Genomic DNA, 16,063 nt, shown 5'->3' with positions numbered 1-16,063 from the left:
CGGACCGGTGACGTCCGTACCCCCTCGGGAGTGCGGACCTTAAAGGGTTCGAAGGCCGCCCGGGCGCAAAGTCCCCGGCAGTGCGTCAGGTTTATTTCGGAGTCTTCCATTCAACCTGACCGAATGCACCACCACCTGACGTAGTGGTGAATCTCTTGTGGTTCACCCGAATCCCGGCTTCACAGACTTTGGCTGCATCTGATGTCACGGCAGGTTCAGCACTGGGAGGTGCCGCATGTACGGTGTTGCACGCTGGAAATCATTGCCCGCGGGCCAACAGCCCGTTTGGCCGGATGAGGGCGCCCTGGAGAATGCCAGGGCCGAACTCACGGACTCGCCCGCACTCGTTCGCCCGCAGGACGTCGCGGACCTTCGCGTCCTGCTCGCCGCGGCCGCGCGGGGCGAGGTGCAGGTCGTCCAGGGCGGGGACTGCGCGGAGGACCCCGCGGAGTGCACTCCCGGCTATGTGGCGCGCAAGGCGGCGCTCCTCGATGTGCTGGCCGGTGTCATGAAGACGCGTTCGCTCAAGCCCGTCATACGGGTGGGCCGGCTGGCCGGCCAGTTCGGCAAGCCCCGTTCCCACCCGACCGAGACCGTGGGCGGCGTCGAACTGCCCGTCTACCGCGGCCACATGGTCAACAGCCCGGAACCGGACCCCGAGCTGCGCCGTCCCGACCCCCGGCGCCTGGTCGCCGGCTACCGGGCGGCCGCGGGGGCCATGGCCTTCCTCGGCTGGCACGGCGAGGGGCGGCCCTCGGCGGCCGAGGCCCCGGTGTGGACCAGCCACGAGGCGCTGCTGCTCGATTACGAGGGCTCGATGCTGCGCACCCAGCCGGACGGCTCGGCGCTGCTGACCTCGACGCACTGGCCGTGGGTCGGTGAGCGTACCCGCGAGCTGGACGGCGCCCACGTCGAGCTGTTCGCGACCATCGCCAATCCGATCGCCACCAAGGTCGGCCCGAAGATGACCCCGGCCGAGCTGGTGGAGCTGTGCGGGAGGCTCGATCCGAAGCGGGAGCCGGGCCGGCTCACCCTGATCTCCCGGATGGGCCAGGGCACGGCCGCCGAGAGGCTGCCGGAGCTGGTCCGCGCGGTCCGCGGGGCCGGGCATCCGGTGCTGTGGATCTGCGACCCGATGCACGGGAATACCGTCAGTCTGCCCGGCGGCGTCAAGACCCGTTATGTCGAAACGGTCGTGCGGGAGGTCGAGGAATTCCAGAAGGCCGTTGTCGACAACGGCGGGGTGGCGGCCGGGCTCCACCTGGAAACGACCCCGGACCAGGTCCACGAATGCGTTTCCGACCAATACCACGTCGATGAGCTGGGGGAGAAGTACACCTCGTTCTGCGACCCGCGCCTCAATTTCGACCAGGCCGTCGAAGTCGCTTCCGCCTGGCGCGGCTGAGGCCGAAGAGAAAAAAAGGGGTTACTCCATCATGGAAGGAAAGATCGCTCTGGTCACCGGAGCGGCAGGCGGCATCGGTGAGGCCATTGTCCGCGCCCTGGCCTCCCGGGGCGTCCGGGTCGCCGCGGTCGACCGGGACGCGGGCCGCCTGCGCGACGTGGCCAAGTCCGTCGCCGAGGAGGGCGGCCGGGTCGATCCGTTCCCGGCCGACGTCACCTCCAGCGCCGACGTCGAATCCCTGGTCGACGACGTCGAGGCGCTCGTCGGTCCGCTCGACTTCCTCGTCAACGCCGCCGGCGTGCTGCGGCTCGCCGAGGCACGCACCCTGACCGACCAGGAGTGGAGCACGACGTTCGCGGTCAACACCACGGGCGTCTTCTTCGTCTCCCGGGCCGTCGTCAACCGCATGGTGCCGCGCCGCCGGGGCGCGATCGTCACGATCGCCTCCAACGCCGCGGGCACCGCCCGTACCGAGATGTCCGCGTACGCCGCCTCCAAGGCCGCCGCGACGATGTTCACGAAGTGCCTGGGGCTGGAGGTCGCCAAGTTCGGCATCCGCGCGAACCTCGTGGCGCCGGGCTCCACGGACACCCCGATGCTCAACTCCATGTGGCAGGACGAGAGCAGCGCGCGGGCCTCCATCGACGGCGTCCCCGACGCGTACCGCGTCGGGATCCCGCTGGGCAAGCTGGCGCGCCCCGAGGACGTCGCCGAGGCCGTGGTCTTCCTGCTCTCCGACAAGGCCGCCCACATCACGATGCACGACCTCACCGTGGACGGCGGTGCGGCGCTCGGTGCCTGAGACCGGTGCAACCAGTCAGCGAACCGTGAACGAGAGCGTGAACGAGAGGGAGAAACGCATGGCAGGCATACCTGCGATCAGTCCCTATCCGATGCCGTCGGCGGCCGACCTGCCCGCCTCCGGCGTCGACTGGGAGGTCGATCCGGACCGCGCCGTCCTGCTGGTGCACGATCTGCAGAAGTACTTCCTGGCCCCCTTCCCCGCGGGCGAGCAGCCCGTCGTGGACCTGTCCCGCAACGCCGGCGCGCTGCGCGTCCGCGCCGCCGAGCTCGGCATCCCGGTCGCGTACACCGCGCAGCCGGGCGGTATGACCCCCGAGGAGCGCGGACTGCTCGGGGACTTCTGGGGCCCGGGCATGCAGCCCAGCCCGGAGCACCGCCAGGTCGTGGAGCCGGTGGCGCCCGCCACCGGCGACTGGATGCTCACCAAATGGCGCTACAGCGCCTTCTTCAAGACCGATCTGCTGGAGCGGATGCGCGCGCAGGGCCGCGACCAGCTGATCATCTGCGGCGTGTACGCGCACGTGGGCGTCCTGGTGACCGCGGTCGACGCGTTCACCAACGACATCCAGACCTTCCTGGTCGCCGACGCCGTCGCCGACTTCAGCTGGGAGGAGCACCGGATGGCGCTCGAGTACGCCGCCGGCCGCTGCGCCCGCCTGACCACCACCAAGGAGCTCCTCACGGCCCTCCCGGACCGGGCGGCCGCGTACGCGGGAGCGGGAGGGGAATCCACATGACAGGAGACCTGCTGGGCCGGATCCTGACCGGCCGGCCGCCGGCCTTCGCGCTGATCCACCGTCCGGAGACCACCGTCACCCGGCACGTCGACCTCTTCCTCGGCGAGTTCGCCGAGGCGGCCACGCTCGCCGACATCCCGCTCCGGGACGTCGAGGCGGGCGCCGGCTCCCGCCAGGACGTGCTCACCCTGGTCCCGTACCGGCAGCTCGCCGAGCGCGGCTTCGAGGCGCCCGACGACGGCACCCCGCTGCTCGCCATGGTGATCGAGGAGCAGGCGCAGGTGCCGCTCGCCGCCGTCCTGGCCGGGATCCCCGACGCCCCCGTCCACCTCGCGGCGGGCGGCGACTTCGACATCGACGACGACACGTACGCGGAAACGGTTCGCCGCGTCATCGCGGACGAGATCGGCACCGGCGCGGGCGCCAACTTCGTGATGAAGCGGTCCTTCGTGGCCGACATCAGCGAGTACTCCGTCGCCGCTGCGCTGCGCTTCTTCCGCCGGCTGCTGGAGCGGGAGACCGGCGCGTACTGGACGTTCATCGTGCACACCGGCGACCGCACGCTCATCGGTGCCTCGCCCGAGCGGCACGTGAGCCTCTCCGGCCGTCGGGCCGTGATGAACCCCATCAGCGGCACGTACCGGTTCCCCGCGTCGGGGCCCGAACTGCCCGGCGTCATGGACTTCCTCGCCGACCGCAAGGAGGCCGACGAGCTGTACATGGTCGTCGACGAGGAACTCAAGATGATGGCCCGGATCTGCGAATCGGGCGGCCGGGTGGTCGGGCCGTACCTCAAGGAGATGGCCCGCCTCGCCCACACCGAGTACTTCATCGAGGGCCGCACCTCCCGCGATCCGCGCGAGATCCTGCACGAGACCCTGTTCGCACCGACGGTCACCGGGTCCCCGCTGGAGAGCGCGGGCCGCGTCATCAAGAAGTACGAACCCCGGGGCCGCGGCTACTACAGCGGTGTGCTGGCCCTGATGGGCCAGGACGACAACAGCGAGCGGACGCTGGACTCGGCGATCCTGATCCGCACCGCCGACATCGACAGCGGCGGCCGGATGCGCATCGGCGTCGGCGCCACCCTCGTACGCCACTCGGATCCGCTGTCCGAGGTCGCCGAGACCCGCGCGAAGGCGGCCGGCCTGCTCGCGATGTTCGAGCAGTCGGGGCCGCGCCGCTTCGGCGACCACCCGGACGTACGGGCGGCCCTGAGCCGGCGCAATGAGACGATCGCCGGGTTCTGGCTGGACGACGACGCCTCCCGCGCCCGGCCGGTACCGCTGCTGATGGGCCGCAAGGTGCTGGTGGTCGACGCGGAGGACACCTTCACCGCGATGATCGAGCACCAGCTGCGGGCCATGGAGGCCGACGTCACGGTCCGCCGGTTCGACGAGCCGTACAGCTTCGCCCCGTACGACCTGGTCGTGATGGGGCCGGGGCCGGGCGACCCGCGGGAGGTGGACGACCCGAAGATCGCGCACCTGCGGTCCGCGGTGGACACCCTCCTCACGGAGGGGCGGCCGTTCCTCGCGGTCTGCCTCAGCCACCAGGTGCTCAGCACGAAGCTGGGCTTCGGGCTGAAGCGCCGGGAGCAGCCCAACCAGGGCGTGCAGCGGGAGATCGAGCTGTTCGGGCGGCCTGAGCGGGTCGGCTTCTACAACACCTTCGCCGCACAGAGCGCCTCGGACACCGTCGAGGTGCCCGGGATCGGCACGGTCGAGGTGTGCCGGGAGCCGGGGACCAGGGAGGTGCACGCGCTGCGCGGGCCCGGCTTCCGCTCGATGCAGTTCCACGCCGAGTCGGTGCTCACGGAGGACGGCATCCGCATCGTCGGCGAGGCCCTGTCCGGACTGCTCCAGGAGCAGTCCGTATGAAGGCGACGGTGGCCTGGTGGGACCTGTCGGGCTCGGGGCACAGCATCGCCTCGCTGCGGGCGTACCTGCGCGATGAGGCGGTGGACCGGTTCGCCTCGGTCGAGGGGCTGCGGCTGAAGTTCTGGATCGCGGACCCGGCGACGGAACGCTGGGGCGCGGTGCTGCTGTGGGAGTCCGCGGAGGCGGCGGCGCGGCCGCTGGCCCCGCGGGCGGCCGAGCTCATCGGGCGGGCGCCGGTGCAGTACACGGTGTTCGACGTGGAGGCGACGGTCGAGGGCGTCCACACGCTGCCCGGGCTGCCGGGGCCCGGCCTGATCCGGGAGGAGCCGGCCGGGCGGGCGTGAGCACGAGAGCGCGTACGGCCCCTCACGGCCCCTCGGGGGCGTGAGGGGCCGCCGGCGTGGCGTCATGCCCCTCTGGTCATGCCGCTCTTGTTCATCACCTGGCGCAGGACCTCCGTCATCGCGTCCAGCGTGCCGTGGAAATCGCAGTCCAGATCCCGCAGATAGGTGTTCTGCGCCAGGATCGCGGCCGCCGGGCGGTCGGTCAGCGTGATGCTCAGCGTGAGCGTGAGCCGGCCGTCCTCGTCCTCGCCGATCTCATTGCGTATCTCCGCGATGTCGGTGTCGTTCAGATGCCGGTAGGTAATCCGTCCGGCGCTCTCCTGCGGAGTGACGCGTTGCAGGAAGGTCAGCTCGCCGCGCCGGATTTCCCGTAGAAATCCATCGGCGTACCTTTCGTTGATCCGGCAATCCGTAATGGCCGGAACATAGCCGGTGGGGAACTCCGCCTTGTGGAGCAGCGCCTGCCACAGACTCTCCCGCGTAGGTGCCGGACACCCCTCCTGACCTGCGCCGACGACCGGACGGGTCCACGATAGCGTCAGCATTGATCTCCCCTTTCCGCCGCTGGGCCGGCGTGCAGCATCGGTCGCCGGAACAGCGGTGTCAAAGCCGGGCGGAGCATTACGTCACATGCCCCATGACCTGACGGAATGATGAAAATCGACTGCCTCACCGGCTCTTGTTTCTTGCAGGGTGACGGTTGGTTGGTGGCGTTCCGCAGAGCGCCTTCCCGGTAAATTCGAAGCGGAGAATCAGGAGAACGCTGATGTCTGAACGGTTCGACGGCCAGGTCGTCCTCGTCACCGGAGGAGGCGAAGGCATCGGCCGGGCAGCGGCGGTTGCCTTCGCCCGGCTCGGCGCACTGGTGGTGGTCTCGGGCCGCCACCCGGAGACGCTCGAAGGAACGGTCAAGCTGATCCGCGACGCGGGCGGGCAGGCCGACAGCGTGGTCGCCGACGTGTCGGACACGACGGCCGGCGCGGACGCCGGCGCCGCGTACGTCGTCGCCGAGACCGTGCGCCGGCACGGCGCCCTGGACGTGGCCTTCAACAACACCACCGAACTGGGCCCGCACCAGTCCGTCGCGGACATCGACGAGACGGTCTGGGCCCACACCCTGACGGCCAACCTCACCGGCGTCTGGCTGTCCATGAAGCACGAGATCGCCCACATGGCGACCGCCGGCGGCGGGGTCATCGTCAACACGGCCAGCAACATCGGCGCCCAGGGCATGCTCCCCGGCCTCGGCGCGTACGCCGCGTCCACGGCCGCCGTCAGCGCCCTGACCCGGACCGCGGCCCGCGAGTACGTCGCCCAGTCGATCCGCATCAACGCCATCAGCCCGTGCCCGCTCGGCCGGGGAGCCAGCGTCGAGGAGATCGCCGACACCGTGGTCTGGCTCTGCTCCGACGCGGCCGCGTACATCGTCGGGCACGACCTCGTACTCGACCGCAAGACCGGCGAGTAGAGCGGTGACCCGTCGCACGCAGAGCTTCCCCCGTCCCTCCGAACGTGCCCCGGCCGCCGGCGCCTTCGACACCGTTCACACCGCCGACGAGCCGGGCGAGCCGGGCTGGTCCCACCGGGACGGCGTTCCGGCCGAGGCCGAGGGCGTCCCCGACGTGGTGCTGATCGCCACCGGCAGCGAGGTCTGCATCGCCCTCGACGCCCGCGCCATCCTGCGCCGCGAGGGCATCGCCGCCCGCGTGGTGTCGCCGCCCTGCCCGCAGTGGCCGCGCGGCGTCCGGGCCCGGGTGTCCGTGGCGGCCGGCTCCGCGCTCGGCTGGTACGAAATGCTCGGTGACGCCGGGATCCCGGTCGGGCTCGACCAGTGCGGCGCGCGCGGCCCGTACACCGCGCTCCACGAGCAGCACGGCTTCACCGCCGCGCGGGTCGCCGCCACCGCCCGGGCCGGCCTGGCCCGCGCCGGACACCGGGAGAGCGCGTGAACAGGGCCGTGCCGACCGCCCGGATCCCGGGCTCGAAGAGCATCACCAACCGGGCGCTGCTGCTGGCCGCCGCGGCCGACGGGGTCTCGCTGCTGCGGGCCCCGCTGGTCAGCGAGGACACCGTCGCCTTCCGGGAGGCCCTGGCCGGCTTCGGCGTCCCCGTCGTGGAGGGCGACGACGGCTGGAAGGTCACCGGCAGCGGGCGCGCCCCGGCCGCCGGCGCCGCGGTGTGGTGCGAGGACGCGGGCACCGCGGCCCGGTTCCTGCCGCCGTTCGCGGCGGCCGGCGCCGGCGAGTTCACCTTCGACGGCACCGACCAGCTGCGCGCCCGGCCGCTGCGGCCCCTCGCCGAGGCGCTGGGCCGGCTCGGCGCGGACGCACGGGTCACCGAGCCCGTCGGCGGACTGCCGCTGACCGTCGCCGCCCGGGGCCTGACCGGTGGCGAGCTGACCGTGGACGCCTCGCTCAGCAGCCAGTACCTCACCGGACTGCTGATGGCGGGACCGCTGATGCGGCAGCCGCTGACCGTGCGGAGCGAGGGGCTGGTCAGCCGGCCGTACATCGCCATGACGCAGGCGCTGATGCGCCATTTCGGCGCGTACGTGGACGAGTTCGAGGGCGGCGCGATCCAGGTGCTGCCCAGCGGCTACCGGGCCGCCGAACTCGACATCGAACCCGACGCCTCCACCGCCTCGTACTTCTTCGCGGCGGCCGCCGTCACCGGGACCACCGTCACCGTGCCCGGCCTCGGCCGCGGCAGTGTCCAGGGCGACCTCGGCTTCGTGGAGGTGCTGCGCCGGGCGGGCGCCCGGGTGGAGATCGCCGACGGGGCGACCACCGTCACCGGAACGGGGCCGCTGCGCGGCGGCTTCGCCGTAGACATGGGCGACATCTCCGACACCTTCATGACCCTCGCCGCGGTGGCCCCGCTCGCCGACGCGCCCGTCACCGTGCACGGCATCGGCCACGCGCGGCTCAAGGAGTCCGACCGGATCGCCGCGGTCGAGGAGAACCTGCGGGCCCTCGGGATCCGCACCGAGTCCGGACCGGACTGGCTCACCGTTCACCCGGGCCGCCCCACGGCCGCCCGGATCGCCTGCCGCCGGGACCACCGGATCGCCATGGCGTTCTCGGTACTGGGCCTGCGCGTCCCCGGCATCACGCTCGACGACCCGTCCTGTGTCGGCAAGACCTTCCCCGGCTTCCACGCCGAACTGGAACGGCTCTTCCCGGCCCACCGCTCGGGCACCCACAGTCACTGACAACGAAAGGGATGTGAGAACCCCCATGGCCGACATACTCATCGCCGGCGGTGGCATCGGCGGCCTCGCCGCGGCGCTCGGGCTCGCGAAGCGTGGACACCAGGTCACCGTCCTGGAGCGCAGGGACGTCTTCACCGAGGTCGGCGCGGGCATCCAGCTCGGCCCGAACGCCTTCCACGCGCTCGACCTGCTGGGCGTGGGCCAGGAGGTCCGCGACCGCGCCGTCTTCATCGACGAGCTGCGCTTCATGGACGGCACGACCGGCGAGAAGGTCGCCGCGATGCCGGTGAAGGAGACCTACCGGGTCCGGTTCGGCAACCCGTACGCCGTCGTCCACCGCGTCGACCTGTACCTGCCGCTCCTCGAGGCCGCCCGCCGCCACCCCGGCATCGAGCTGCTGGGCCGCCACCACGTGGTGGCGTACGAGCAGAAGGCGGGCGCGGTCTGCGCCGTCCTCGCCGACGGCCGGCACATCACGGGCGACGCGCTGATCGGGGCGGACGGACTGCACTCCGCGATCCGGCAGCAGATGGTGGGCGACGGGTCCCCGCGGGTCTCCGGGCACACCATCTACCGCTCGGTGATCCCGATGGAGGAGGTGCCCGAGGAGCTGCGGTGGAACACCGTCACCCTGTGGGCCGGCCCGAAGTGGCACTTCGTCCACTACCCGATCGCGGGCGGCGAGCACTTCAACCTGGCCGCGACCCGGGACGACGGCGCCACGGAGGCCGTGGCGGGCGCGCCGGCCGAGCACGGGCACGTGGTGAACTCCTTCCCCGAACTGTCGGGTGCCGCACGCCGGTTGCTGGAGCTGGGCCGGGACTGGAAGTCCTGGGTGCTGTGCGACCGCGACCCGGTCGACCGCTGGACGGAGGGCCGGGTGGCGCTGCTGGGCGACGCCGCGCACCCGATGCTCCAGTACGCCGCGCAGGGCGCCTGCCAGGCCGTCGAGGACGCGGTGCTGCTGAGCGGGCTGCTGGACGACTGCCCGGTCGATTTCGAGCAGCGGCTGGAGAAGTACAACGCGGCGCGGCGCGAGCGGACCGCGCAGGTGCAGCTGGTGGCCCGGGAGATGGGGCGACAGCTCTACCACGCGGCGGGCGACGCGCGGGTCGAGCGCAACGCGATGCTGGCGTCCCTGTCGGCCGACGACATGTACGACAAGGTGGCCTGGCTGCACGGCGCGTACGACTTCGAGGCCGAAGCGGCCGGTCGAGCGGGCGGCGCCGGCTGATCACGCGAGGGGGCACGGACATCCCGTGCCCCCGCCGCGCGGCGCCGGGAAAACGGCTCGCGGCGCGGTCGGGGCGGCGGGCAGGGTGCGGTGCATGCCGCCGCCGTACGAGGTTCGCGCCCACTACGACGCCCGGATGATCCTGGTTTACCAGGCGTACCCGCCCGCCGTGGCGGCCCCTGCCCTGGAGGCCGGCCGGTTCGTGGCGCCGCGCCGTTCTCCTTCCACCGCATGACCTGGATCAAGCCGTCGTTCCTGTGGCTGATGCACCGCGGCAACTGGGCCCGGAAGTCCGGCCGGGAACGCATCCTCGCCGTACGGATCACCCGGGAGGGATGGGAAGAGGCCCTCTCCCGGGCCGTTCTGCCGCACCGCCCGCAAGGGGGCGGTGCGGCGGCGCTGTCCGGGCCGGGTCAGACCGTGAGGACGATCTTGCCGGTGGTGTGGCGGGACTCGCCGAGTTCGTGGGCCTTGCGGACGTCCTGGAGGGGGAAGGTCTCCGCGATCAGGGGGCGCAGCCGGCCCGTGTCCACGAGGGTGGCCAGTTCCTGCAGGACCATGTGGTCGGGGGCCACGTTGACCGTGATGGCGCGGACGCCCGCCGCGGTCGCCTTCGCCGTGATCTCCTCGATCCCGAGGGGGTTCGTCACGCCGATGTAGAGCCCGCCGGGGCGCAGGGTGCGCAGGGAGCGGTCCTCGTACTCGCCGCCGACCAGGTCGAGTACGACGTCCACGTCCCCGACGGCTTCGGTGAAGTCCTGCGCCGTGTAGTCGATCAGCTCGTCCGCGCCCAGCTCGCGCAGGAGCTCGTGCTTGGCCGCGCTGGCCGTGCCGATGACGTACGCGCCGCGGGACTTGGCGATCTGGACGGCCAGGTGACCGACGCCGCCGGCCGCCGCGTGGATCAGCACCCGCTGGCCCGCCTGGATGTCCGCGCCGTCGACAAGGGCCTGCCAGGCGGTCGAGCCGGCGAGCGGCAGGGCGGCCGAGGAGACGTGGTCGAGGCTGCCCGGCTTGCGCGCGAAGTGGCGCGCGGGCGCGGCGACGTACTCCGAGTACCCGGCTGCCTCGTCGGGGAAGGAGGGGAGGCCGAAGACCTCGTCGCCGACCTTGAACCGGTTCTCGCCCGCCGCGACCGCCACGACGGTGCCGGAGACGTCCCAGCCGACGCCGAACGGCGGGGTCATCCACAGTCCGAATGCACGGATCTTCCAGTCGATGGGATTGACGCCGGCGGCGTGGGTCTTTACCAGAATTCCCGCGGCGCCGGGAATGGGGAGCGGGGAATCCGTCAGGTTCAGTACTTCGGTGCCGCCGAGGGAGTCCTGGCGGACCGTACGCATGGTTTCTGTCATGCATTCAATGATCGCAACTCGCGCAGCCGAATCCCCGTCGATATTTGGCCATTCGCGACCTGACAGACGGGCCCGGAATGGTTTTTGCGCCGAAGGCGGCTGCTGAATGCTGGGGTATATGACTCAGCTGCGTTCACTTGGTTCGGCCGGCCCTGAGGTTTCCGCTCTCGGCCTCGGCCTGATGTCCATGTCCGACTTCTACGGCCCTGCCGACCGGGCCGAGGGAGTCGCCACCGCGCACGCCGCCATCGACGCCGGGATCACCCTCCTCGACACCGGCGACTTCTACGGCAGCGGCCACAACGAGCTCCTCCTGCGCGAGGTGCTGCAGAGCCACGACCGCGAGCAGCTCACCCTCAGCGTCAAGTTCGGCGTCCTGCGCGACCCGTCCGGCGGCATCCTCGGCGTCGACTGCCGTCCCGAGGCCGTGAAGAACTCCCTCGCCCAGACCCTGCAGCGGCTCGGCACGGACTACGTGGACGTCTACCGCCCCGCGCGCCTCGACCCGGCGGTGCCGATCGAGGAGACCATCGGCGCCATCAAGGAAATGGTGGAGGCCGGCCACGTCCGGCACATCGGCCTCTCCGAGATCGGCGCGGAGACCCTTCGCCGGGCCTCCGCCGTGCACCCCATCTCCGACCTCCAGATCGAGTACTCGCTGCTCTCCCGCTCCATCGAGGACGAGATCCTGCCGACCGCGCGCGAGCTCGGCACCGCCGTCACCGCGTACGGGGTGCTCGCCCGCGGCCTGCTGTCCGGCCGCTGGAACCACCAGCGCGCCGCCGCCTCCGACGACGGCCGCAGCAACTTCCCGCGTTTCAGCGGCGAGAACCTCGACCGCAACCTGCAGCTGGTCGCGGCCCTGGGCAAGGTGGCCGAGGCCAAGGGCGTCACCACCTCGCAGCTGGCGATCGGCTGGGCCATGGCGCAGGGCGCCGACATCGTCCCCGTCGTCGGCTCCCGCCGCCGCGACCAGCTCACCGAGGCGCTCGGCGCGCTGTCCCTCGAGCTGACCGCCGAGGACGTCGCCGAGATCGAGCGGGCCGTCCCCGCCGAGGAGGTCGCCGGTACGCGCTTCGACGCCGAGGGCATGGCCATGCTCGACAGCGAGAAGAAGGGCTGAGCATGAGGCCCATCGGCAGCGCCGCCCAGTGGCAGGCCGACCGCCTCGACGTCCCGGCGTACCTGGACCGCCTGGGCATCACCGGGCCGCTGGAGCCGGACGCGCAGACCCTGCGCCGGCTGCACCGGGCGCACGCCCTGACCATCCCGTTCGAGAACCTCGACATCCTGCTGGGGCGGGGCATCGACCTCGACGTGGACGCCATGCAGTCCAAGCTCCTGCGCAGCAGGCGCGGCGGGTACTGCTACGAGCACAACATGCTCTTCGCGGTCCTGCTGGAGCGGCTCGGGTACGAGGTCACGCGGCTGTACGCGCGGCCGCTCCTGGACGCGCCCAAGCCGCTGCCCCGGACCCACCTGGTGCTGAGCGTGGCCGTGGGCGAGGAGACGTACCTCGCCGACGTCGGCTTCGGCGACGAGGGCCCGCTGGAGCCGGTCCTCGTCTGCGACGGGATCGTCTGCGACCAGAGCGGCTGGGTGTACCGGCTGGCCCGCGTGGAAGGCACCGACAAGGAGTGGGTGCTCTCGCTGAAGCGGGGCGACGGCTGGTTCCCCCTGTACTGGTACGCCACGGAGGGGCACCACCACATCGACTGCGTGGTGGCGAACTACTTCATCTCCACGCACTCCAGCTCGCCGTTCACCGGCCGCGTCTTCCTGGAGCGGATCGCCGAGGACTGGCGGCTGAACCTCAACCACCGCAAGCTCACGCTGACCCGGGCCGACGGCACCGTCGAGGTCCGGTACGTGGTGGACGGGGAGGTGCGCGAGCTGCTGGCCAAGCAGTTCGAGATCGAGCTGACCGAGGAGGAGAGCGCGGTGGTCGTCGCCGCGCTGCCGGCCCCCGAGTCCTCCTGAGCCCCTGTACGGCCCCCGCGGGGCCCGTGGCGCGCACCCCGCGGCCGGTGCGTACCGCGGGCCCCGTTCCGTATGCCGTGCGGACGTCCGTACGCCACAAAGCCGTACGGGCCCGGCGGGGGTGGCCGGGCCCGTACGGGGGACGCCGAGGGGGCGGAGCGCGGTGCGGGGGGAGTGCGGGGGTCAGCGGGGCTGGACGGCGATGCGGGTGGCCTTGCCGGTGGAGGCGCCGCTGGTGACGAAGGAGCCGTCCAGGTTCTCGATGGCGAAGGCGAAGTCGAAGTTGGCGGTGTTCTTGCCCGTCACCGTGATGTTGGCCTTGAAGGTGATGGTGGAGGCGGCCTTGCCGTCCGCGCCGATCAGGAAGGCGACGTCGGTGTCGGAGTAGGTGCCGCAGCCGGTCTGGCGCCACTCGCCGTGCGAGGCGGTCGTGGTGTTGTTCGGCGAGGTGAAGTTGACGACGCCGGCGGTGGCGGTGGCACTGCCGTAGTAGCTGCCGAGGAAGGTGTCGTGGGTGTTGTCGTCGACGACCTTCCAGCTGCCCGGCAGGGTGTAGCAGCCGCTGCCGCCCTCGACGGCGGCGTTCGCCGAACCCGAGACGGCCGTGGCGGTGGCGAGCGCGGCGATACCCGCGAAAACTCCGGCCTTGATACGGGTGCTCTTGCGCATGTGATTCTCTCCCATGGAATTGGTGTTAATTCCTGCAATTCCTATGATGGCGCGGTGAATTCGGGGGAGGTATGGACCAGGTGTCGATCCGTCAGGTCGGCTCGATGTGGTCGACATGGCAGAAAACCCCCGTGCCGCACGCGAAAACGTGCGGCACGGGGGCCTGATCCTCAGCGGAAGAAAAAGGGAATTCAGTCGATCTGCATGACGATGCGGATCGCCGGGTCGACGTCCGGCTGCTTCGGCATCGCGGCCGGGTCGATGACGAGGCCGAAGTCCTCCTCGTACGCGGCGCGCAGGGCGGCGTCGTCCGCCAGCTCCACCGTCACGGTGCCGTTCTCGTCCGTACGCGTCAGCTCCCGGCCGTTGACGGTGACCCGGCCGGTCTCGTTCTGGATCGAGCAGATCAGATTGTGCAGGAACACCGAGTCCGGCGCCGTGCGGTACCACCACAGGGTCGGGTAGAAGTCCTCGATCCGCACCGGCCGCTCGTCGAGCCGGTACTGGACGTCCCCGTTCAAATGGACCTGGAGGAAGCCCTCCTCCTCCCGGACCACCCGGAAATCGCCGTGCGGGTCCTTCTGGACCTCCGCAGTGCCGGTCTCCAGCGGGAACCGGCTGCTCTTGCCGAAGCCCACGTCGATCAGCCAGTCCCGGTCCTCCAGGTGCACGCGCAGCGCCAGGTGGCACAGCGGGGCGCCGTACTCTCCGCCGAGGAAGACCTGGCCGGCGAGGATCTCCACGGAGAAGCCGAGTGCCTCCAGAAGGTGCCCGAAGGCGGGGTTCAGCTCGTAGCAGCCGCCGCCGCGCCGGCGGGTGACGATCTTCTCGTGGAGGAACTCCCGCTCGAGGCTGAGCTCGGCCCCCTCGACGTGGTAGTCGATGTTCTCGAAGGGCACCGACAGCACGTGGCGCTCCTGGAGGTGCCGCAGGGCGTGGATGTCGGCCTTCTCGGGCCGGCGCGCGCCGATGCGCTCCAGGTACGCGTCCACCATCGCATCGCTGAGCATGGTCTTCGTCTTCTCCTCTGTCATCGGGACCACCCGGTCGGCGGGATGTTGTGGTTCACCCGGAACACGTTCTGCGGGTCGTACGCGTCCTTGACCGCGACGAGCCGGGCGTACGTCGCCTCGTCGTACGCCGAGCGAAGGTGCTCGGGCGTGCTCTCCAGGGCGCTGATGAAGCTGAGGAACGGGCCGCCGATGCGCCACGGTTCCATCGCCTCGATCAGCCGCTCCTGGAACTCCCGTACGTCCTGGATGTGTTCGGGCCAGACCGGCGCCCCCGCGAACAGCGTGTACGCGGTCTCGCGGTGCGGCAGGGCGTTGGGGTGCTCCGGCTGCCGGCCCAGCGCACCGCCCAGGTGGCGCAGCTCGATGCCGGGGCGGACCGCGTCCGCCCCCTCCTTGATCAGCGGCAGCAGGGTGTCGACGGCCGCGTCGTCGAGCTCCCGGATCCGGGTGGAGCGCTCGTAGTACACGAACGGGACGGTCGGGTCCATGTTGATCTCGGCGACCCGGGTGTACGGCATGTCCGCGACGGTGTCGAGGACGGCCGGCGCGATCTCCCGCAGCGGGCGCACGAGCTCCTCGCCTTCCGCGACCGGCCCGTTGAAGGCGATCCGGATGTGCGCGAGGAAGCGGCCGCGGACCGGCTCCGGCAGCACGTCGATGTCGGGGAAGCGCATCACGGCGATGGAGGACTGCATCGCGTCGGGGACGGTCCGCGTCCAGTCGCGCCAGGTGCGCAGGATCTCGTCGATGTGCTCGCCGGGCAGGAACAGGCCGCCGCCGTAGAGCCGGGCGACGGGGAAGAGGCCGATCTCGATGGAGGTGACCACGCCGAAGTTGCCCTTGCCGCCGCGCAGCGCCCAGAACAGGTCCGGGTGCTCCTCGGGGGACACGAACCGCAGTTCGCCGTCCGCGGTGACCAGGTCGATGCTCTTCACGTGGTCGGCGGAGTAGCCGTACGAGCGGCCGAGCGGGCCGAGGCCGCCGCCGAGGGTGTACGACACCACGCCGACGCCGGGGGAGGCGCCGTTGAGCGGGGCCAGGCCGAAGGCCGCGGCCTCCTCGATGACCCGGCTCCACTGGACGCCGGGCTCGATGCGGGCGGTGCGGCCGCGCGGGTCGATCCGTACGCCGTCGAGGTTGCGGGTGTTGATCAGCAGGGCGCCGTCGGCGGGCAGCGCGACGCCGTGCCCGGTGGCCTGGACCGCGACCGCGATGCCGCGGCGGGCGGCGAAGCGCACGGAGGCGAGGATGTCGGCGGTGCCGTCGGCCAGGACCACCGCGGCGGGCCGGGCGTCCGGCAGGATCCGGTTGAAGCCGAGCGCCTCTTCCCTGTACGCGTCGGTGCCGGGCAGCAGCAGCGGCCCGCGCAGCTCGGAGGCGAGCGCGGCGAGGTCGTCGGTGGTGACGGCGGTGGTGGTCACGGAGGAGGTT

General features: G+C 71.4%; 16 protein-coding genes and 1 pseudogene. 12 read left to right on the top strand and 5 right to left on the bottom strand.

Annotation, left to right across the window (positions count from 1 at the left end):
- The first annotated feature begins 235 nt into the window (after nt 1–235).
- The 5 genes from AB0I68_RS06415 to AB0I68_RS06395 are packed head-to-tail and all read left to right on the top strand — an operon-like array spanning nt 236 to nt 5,170.
- A complete protein-coding gene (locus AB0I68_RS06415) occupies nt 236–1,405 on the top strand; it encodes a 3-deoxy-7-phosphoheptulonate synthase (protein ID WP_363176047.1) in 1,170 nt (389 codons plus the stop codon).
- Nucleotides 1,406–1,436: 31 nt separating this feature from the next.
- Nucleotides 1,437–2,207: a 2,3-dihydro-2,3-dihydroxybenzoate dehydrogenase gene (locus AB0I68_RS06410; RefSeq protein WP_363176046.1), complete on the top strand. Its 771-nt coding sequence runs from the start codon at nt 1,437–1,439 to the stop codon at nt 2,205–2,207.
- A gap of 58 nt (nt 2,208–2,265) precedes the next feature.
- Nucleotides 2,266–2,946: an isochorismatase family protein gene (locus AB0I68_RS06405; protein WP_363176045.1), complete on the top strand. Its 681-nt coding sequence runs from the start codon at nt 2,266–2,268 to the stop codon at nt 2,944–2,946.
- On the top strand, nt 2,943–4,826 hold the full coding sequence (locus AB0I68_RS06400) for an anthranilate synthase family protein (RefSeq protein ID WP_363176044.1): 1,884 nt from the start codon (nt 2,943–2,945) through the stop codon (nt 4,824–4,826). The genes AB0I68_RS06405 and AB0I68_RS06400 overlap by 4 nt, the downstream gene beginning before the upstream one ends.
- The gene (locus tag AB0I68_RS06395; protein ID WP_363176043.1) at nt 4,823–5,170 is read left to right on the top strand and encodes a hypothetical protein; all 348 of its coding nucleotides are present in this window, start codon (nt 4,823–4,825) and stop codon (nt 5,168–5,170) included. The genes AB0I68_RS06400 and AB0I68_RS06395 overlap by 4 nt, the downstream gene beginning before the upstream one ends.
- 62 nt (nt 5,171–5,232) lie before the next feature.
- Here the strand turns inward: AB0I68_RS06395 and AB0I68_RS06390 are convergent, their stop codons facing one another.
- Nucleotides 5,233–5,715 carry an AtaL-like protein gene (locus AB0I68_RS06390; RefSeq protein ID WP_363176042.1) on the bottom strand — a complete coding sequence of 161 codons (483 nt, stop codon included), beginning with the start codon at nt 5,713–5,715 and terminating at the stop codon, nt 5,233–5,235.
- Between the two features lie 221 nt (nt 5,716–5,936).
- On the opposite strand from AB0I68_RS06390, the gene AB0I68_RS06385 reads away from it, so the two are divergent.
- The 5 genes and pseudogenes from AB0I68_RS06385 to AB0I68_RS06365 all read left to right on the top strand — a co-directional run.
- A complete protein-coding gene (locus AB0I68_RS06385) occupies nt 5,937–6,638 on the top strand; it encodes an SDR family oxidoreductase (protein WP_363176041.1) in 702 nt (233 codons plus the stop codon).
- A gap of 4 nt (nt 6,639–6,642) precedes the next feature.
- The gene (locus tag AB0I68_RS06380) at nt 6,643–7,119 is read left to right on the top strand and encodes a transketolase C-terminal domain-containing protein (protein ID WP_363176040.1); all 477 of its coding nucleotides are present in this window, start codon (nt 6,643–6,645) and stop codon (nt 7,117–7,119) included.
- Nucleotides 7,116–8,381 carry a 3-phosphoshikimate 1-carboxyvinyltransferase gene (aroA, locus tag AB0I68_RS06375; RefSeq protein ID WP_363176039.1) on the top strand — a complete coding sequence of 422 codons (1,266 nt, stop codon included), beginning with the start codon at nt 7,116–7,118 and terminating at the stop codon, nt 8,379–8,381. The genes AB0I68_RS06380 and aroA overlap by 4 nt, the downstream gene beginning before the upstream one ends.
- A gap of 25 nt (nt 8,382–8,406) precedes the next feature.
- Entirely contained in the window at nt 8,407–9,615 is a 1,209-nt protein-coding gene (locus AB0I68_RS06370) for a 3-hydroxybenzoate 6-monooxygenase (protein WP_363176038.1), read from the top strand.
- A gap of 94 nt (nt 9,616–9,709) precedes the next feature.
- Nucleotides 9,710–9,981, top strand: a pseudogene (locus AB0I68_RS06365) (DUF4291 family protein); the annotation flags it as partial.
- Nucleotides 9,982–10,028: 47 nt separating this feature from the next.
- On the opposite strand, the gene AB0I68_RS06360 reads toward AB0I68_RS06365, so the two are convergent.
- Nucleotides 10,029–10,970 (bottom strand): NADP-dependent oxidoreductase, encoded by a 942-nt coding sequence (locus AB0I68_RS06360; RefSeq protein ID WP_363176037.1) that lies wholly within the window; start codon nt 10,968–10,970, stop codon nt 10,029–10,031.
- A gap of 118 nt (nt 10,971–11,088) precedes the next feature.
- Here AB0I68_RS06360 and AB0I68_RS06355 point away from each other — a divergent pair, with 118 nt between their 5' ends.
- Both AB0I68_RS06355 and AB0I68_RS06350 read left to right on the top strand, forming a co-directional pair.
- On the top strand, nt 11,089–12,093 hold the full coding sequence (locus AB0I68_RS06355; RefSeq protein ID WP_363176036.1) for an aldo/keto reductase: 1,005 nt from the start codon (nt 11,089–11,091) through the stop codon (nt 12,091–12,093).
- A 2-nt stretch (nt 12,094–12,095) separates the two neighbouring features.
- Complete coding sequence (locus AB0I68_RS06350; protein WP_363176035.1) at nt 12,096–12,950, top strand: arylamine N-acetyltransferase; 855 nt, start codon at nt 12,096–12,098, stop codon at nt 12,948–12,950.
- Nucleotides 12,951–13,133: 183 nt separating this feature from the next.
- Here AB0I68_RS06350 and AB0I68_RS06345 read toward each other — a convergent pair whose 3' ends face one another.
- From AB0I68_RS06345 to AB0I68_RS06335, 3 genes are all read right to left on the bottom strand, one after another.
- A complete protein-coding gene (locus AB0I68_RS06345; protein ID WP_363176034.1) occupies nt 13,134–13,634 on the bottom strand; it encodes a hypothetical protein in 501 nt (166 codons plus the stop codon).
- A 176-nt stretch (nt 13,635–13,810) separates the two neighbouring features.
- Nucleotides 13,811–14,653 carry an arylamine N-acetyltransferase gene (locus tag AB0I68_RS06340; RefSeq protein ID WP_363176032.1) on the bottom strand — a complete coding sequence of 281 codons (843 nt, stop codon included), beginning with the start codon at nt 14,651–14,653 and terminating at the stop codon, nt 13,811–13,813.
- Nucleotides 14,650–16,053 carry an FAD-binding oxidoreductase gene (locus tag AB0I68_RS06335; RefSeq protein ID WP_363176031.1) on the bottom strand — a complete coding sequence of 468 codons (1,404 nt, stop codon included), beginning with the start codon at nt 16,051–16,053 and terminating at the stop codon, nt 14,650–14,652. The genes AB0I68_RS06340 and AB0I68_RS06335 overlap by 4 nt, the downstream gene beginning before the upstream one ends.
- Nucleotides 16,054–16,063 lie beyond the last annotated feature (10 nt).

Origin of the sequence: Streptomyces sp. NPDC050448 (assembly GCF_040655295.1) — a bacterium.
Lineage (GTDB): Bacteria > Actinomycetota > Actinomycetes > Streptomycetales > Streptomycetaceae > Streptomyces.
Note: the sequence above shows the minus strand (reverse complement) of the source record. Positions and strands in the feature narration are given on the sequence as shown.

Coding starts and splice junctions, on each gene's coding strand:
- AB0I68_RS06415 (WP_363176047.1), top strand. CDS start 236: ATGTACGGTGTTGCACGCTGGAAATCATTGCCCGCGGGCCAACAGCCC.
- AB0I68_RS06410 (WP_363176046.1), top strand. CDS start 1,437: ATGGAAGGAAAGATCGCTCTGGTCACCGGAGCGGCAGGCGGCATCGGT.
- AB0I68_RS06405 (WP_363176045.1), top strand. CDS start 2,266: ATGGCAGGCATACCTGCGATCAGTCCCTATCCGATGCCGTCGGCGGCC.
- AB0I68_RS06400 (WP_363176044.1), top strand. CDS start 2,943: ATGACAGGAGACCTGCTGGGCCGGATCCTGACCGGCCGGCCGCCGGCC.
- AB0I68_RS06395 (WP_363176043.1), top strand. CDS start 4,823: ATGAAGGCGACGGTGGCCTGGTGGGACCTGTCGGGCTCGGGGCACAGC.
- AB0I68_RS06390 (WP_363176042.1), bottom strand. CDS start 5,715: ATGCTGACGCTATCGTGGACCCGTCCGGTCGTCGGCGCAGGTCAGGAG.
- AB0I68_RS06385 (WP_363176041.1), top strand. CDS start 5,937: ATGTCTGAACGGTTCGACGGCCAGGTCGTCCTCGTCACCGGAGGAGGC.
- AB0I68_RS06370 (WP_363176038.1), top strand. CDS start 8,407: ATGGCCGACATACTCATCGCCGGCGGTGGCATCGGCGGCCTCGCCGCG.
- AB0I68_RS06360 (WP_363176037.1), bottom strand. CDS start 10,970: ATGACAGAAACCATGCGTACGGTCCGCCAGGACTCCCTCGGCGGCACC.
- AB0I68_RS06355 (WP_363176036.1), top strand. CDS start 11,089: ATGACTCAGCTGCGTTCACTTGGTTCGGCCGGCCCTGAGGTTTCCGCT.
- AB0I68_RS06350 (WP_363176035.1), top strand. CDS start 12,096: ATGAGGCCCATCGGCAGCGCCGCCCAGTGGCAGGCCGACCGCCTCGAC.
- AB0I68_RS06345 (WP_363176034.1), bottom strand. CDS start 13,634: ATGGGAGAGAATCACATGCGCAAGAGCACCCGTATCAAGGCCGGAGTT.
- AB0I68_RS06340 (WP_363176032.1), bottom strand. CDS start 14,653: ATGACAGAGGAGAAGACGAAGACCATGCTCAGCGATGCGATGGTGGAC.